Annotated in this window: 3 protein-coding genes and 1 pseudogene; 2 read left to right on the plus strand and 2 right to left on the minus strand. The window is 38.4% G+C overall.

Annotation, left to right across the window (positions count from 1 at the left end):
* Positions 1-109: 109 nt before the first annotated feature.
* Together ACLFKQ_RS27850 and ACLFKQ_RS27855 are read left to right on the plus strand one after the other, a co-directional pair.
* Positions 110-724 (plus strand): Uma2 family endonuclease, encoded by a 615-nt coding sequence (locus ACLFKQ_RS27850; RefSeq protein ID WP_449002915.1) that lies wholly within the window; start codon positions 110-112, stop codon positions 722-724.
* 63 nt (positions 725-787) lie between these two features.
* Positions 788-1,627 carry an SWIM zinc finger family protein gene (locus ACLFKQ_RS27855; protein ID WP_449002896.1) on the plus strand — a complete coding sequence of 280 codons (840 nt, stop codon included), beginning with the start codon at positions 788-790 and terminating at the stop codon, positions 1,625-1,627.
* A gap of 13 nt (positions 1,628-1,640) precedes the next feature.
* Here the strand turns inward: ACLFKQ_RS27855 and ACLFKQ_RS27860 are convergent.
* Positions 1,641-2,221, minus strand: a pseudogene (locus ACLFKQ_RS27860) (Uma2 family endonuclease).
* Between the two features lie 84 nt (positions 2,222-2,305).
* Complete coding sequence (locus ACLFKQ_RS27865) at positions 2,306-2,548, minus strand: hypothetical protein (protein ID WP_449002897.1); 243 nt, start codon at positions 2,546-2,548, stop codon at positions 2,306-2,308.
* Positions 2,549-2,934 lie beyond the last annotated feature (386 nt).

Genomic DNA, 2,934 nt, shown 5'->3' on the forward strand with positions numbered 1-2,934 from the left:
CAGCAAAGGTATTCTATCTTATTTTGTCTGTTTAAATTGTTTAAGTACCGTTAAAAATTATTTAAAAATTCTTAAGTATATTTTAAAAAGCGAACGCGAGGCACTAAAAATGGTTACGTCACAAACAAAATTTTTGAGTTTTGAAGAGTTTCTGGAATGGTATCCAGAAGACAATAAACGTTACGAATTAATTGAAGGTGTAATTGTTGAGATGTTGCCTACAGGTTCTCATGAAGATGTTAGTGGTTTTTTGATTGCCGAGTTGAATTTTGAGATTCGTAAGCAAAACTTACCCTATTCCATTCCTAAAAACTGCCTACTCAAACCCCTTGCACCTCGTTCTGGATATTTACCCGATGTGGCAGTAATTAATCGAGAAAAAATCAAAGATGAACCTTTGTGGAATAAATCATCAGTAATTCAAAATGGTGCAACAGTTCCCTTAGTAATTGAAGTCGTTAGTACGAATTGGCGAGATGATTACGGGCATAAATTTGTCGAATACGAAGCAATGGAAATTGCCGAATATTGGATTGTAGATTATCGTGCTTTAGGTGCAGTACGCTACATTGGCAAACCAAAGCAACCAACTATTACTATTTGCAATTTAATTGAAGGGGAATATCAAATGGAAAAGTTTGTCAAAGGCGATCGCCTAAAGTCTAGTATTTTTCCCAGACTCGAATTGACTGTCGATCGAATTTTTCAAGCAGGAGAAGAATAATTATAGTTATTCACTTTTATGCGGCTCAATGCCAATTATGCTTAATGATAAATGATAAATGTTATGGCTGAATTTAGTCGGACTTGGTGGGGACAAAAATTTATTACCGCGATTGAATCTTTTACCGATTCTGCCAGATTAGGTCGGGGTCGCTCCTATGCTAGAGGCGGTAAAATTCTCAAATTTGCCGTAAATAAAGGTAAGATTGAAGCTACTATTAGAGGTTCGGTCAATCCTTACTTTGGAGTCTATACCGAACCCCGTTACCATACGGTAGTCGAGATTAAAGCGATCGCCAAAAAAGACTGGACTAAGATTATCCAAAGTATGGCGAAAAATGCCAGTTTTGTTTCTAAATTACTGTTAAACGAAGTTCCAGAAAATATCGAATCTAGTTTTAGAGAAGTCAATAAAAATCTGCTTCCTCGCAGCGAAAGTGATTTTCAAACCTCTTGTTCTTGTCCCGACTGGTCGAATCCCTGTAAACATATTGCTGGTTTGTGCTATCGCTTTGCCTCAGAGTTGGATGAAAACCCGTTTTTAATCTTTGAATTGCGAGGTTTAACTCAAGAGCAATTACACCAAGAATTAGCCAAAACTTCTTTGGGTCGAGCCTTAGTTGCTGGTTTAAAGACAGAAGATAAGCCACCCGATCCCGTTACTTCCTATTACACCAAACCTCAAAAAGAACAATTTAATGCAGCAACTTCTCTCAAGGAATTCTGGCAGGGCAAAACTATTAATCCTCCCGAAGAAACTGAAACCAGAGAAACGAATATTTCGGGGATATTAGTCAAAAAAGCGGGTGATTTTCCTGAGTTTTGGCATCGAGATACTTCTTTTATTACCACCATGGAGGAACTATATCAAAGAGTGAAAACTAAAAATCGCGATGTATTTTAAAACTAAACGTTTTTCAAGAGTTATCATCAAATCTCAGAATTTTTGATGCTGAAGCGTTAAAGTCGGGCAGAACAGTTGAGGCTATTGGTTGACTATCTTTAAATACAGTTTCCTCGTATAATCCATCTACTAAAGACAACACCGTTAGTTTCTCTCGTAGGGGAGCGACAATCCAGTATTCAATTATGCCCCTAGCAGCATACTCCAAACTTTATACCGATAATCTCGGTCTTCGTTTACTTTACCAGGGGATAACACTTCTACAACTAAAGCAGGAGAAGGCATATCGGGAGCGATCGTAGCCCGTCTGCCGCCAATTGCTGCTAACAACTCTTCAGTTAAAATCATCAAATCGGGCAGTCTGACTCTGGCGCGATTTCCCGTCACTACAATTTCAGTATCCTTGTGACGAATGAGTCGAATGGGAACGAGCTTGAGAAATTCAGCCAATAAATAGAGAGCGATTAGATTGTTGCGGTCTGTTTCGGGAGGCATTAATATTAGTTTTCCATCCACCAATTCGTAGCGGTTGTCAGTACCGTCGTCATATGCCAGGTATTCATCTAAAGTTAACCTAGTAGTAGCCGTAGTCATTGTTTTTAGCTAACAAACCTATCTCTAATTTATATTTATTATTGTAAGGTTTGATATCTCTGTTCTTGTATGTAGATTGAAAGTTCACTCCACCAACAAAGGTGCGATGATATGTTCTACTTTGACAGGAGTGGTTGATGATTCATATGTGCCGTATCCCTCAAGTAGACAGGGACTTTGACTGTCTAGTATTTTTAGGCAGACATCATCAGATTCAATAGTGCTAACAATATCGGTCAAATTTTTGATATTAAAGCGAATTTCTGTTGCCTCTCCTGACATGACAATAGGCAGGTTTTCGTAACCTTTACCAATGTTACTCAGCAATTCTCATTTTGAAACCTGAACGAAAGAAAATACAGAATGAAAAATGAGAAACAGGAACTTGTGCGCGAAAAATTTTTGCGCACAAAGCGAAGAGTTAATTAATTGTGAGCCAAAGTAAGCTTAGAAGCAGCCATCATTTCCGAGGAAGTTCATTTTGAGCCATGAAAAAGCCGAGTAATACTTGGAACGACTACCTATTACTCTGTAGAGCTATAAAGGGCGCGAATTGGTTCTGGTTCAACAGTCGCGAAATTTAGCTAGAATTAACCCTGTCAGTTGCTTTTCCCTCCCTCAGCATAAACTCCCACAAAGTCTGCCAACTCTCAAACCATAAATATCTGGTTAGTGCCCGAACATCATTGAAGAAAGTTTGGCGAGTAACTAAC

The organism is Myxosarcina sp. GI1(2024), from assembly GCF_053543375.1.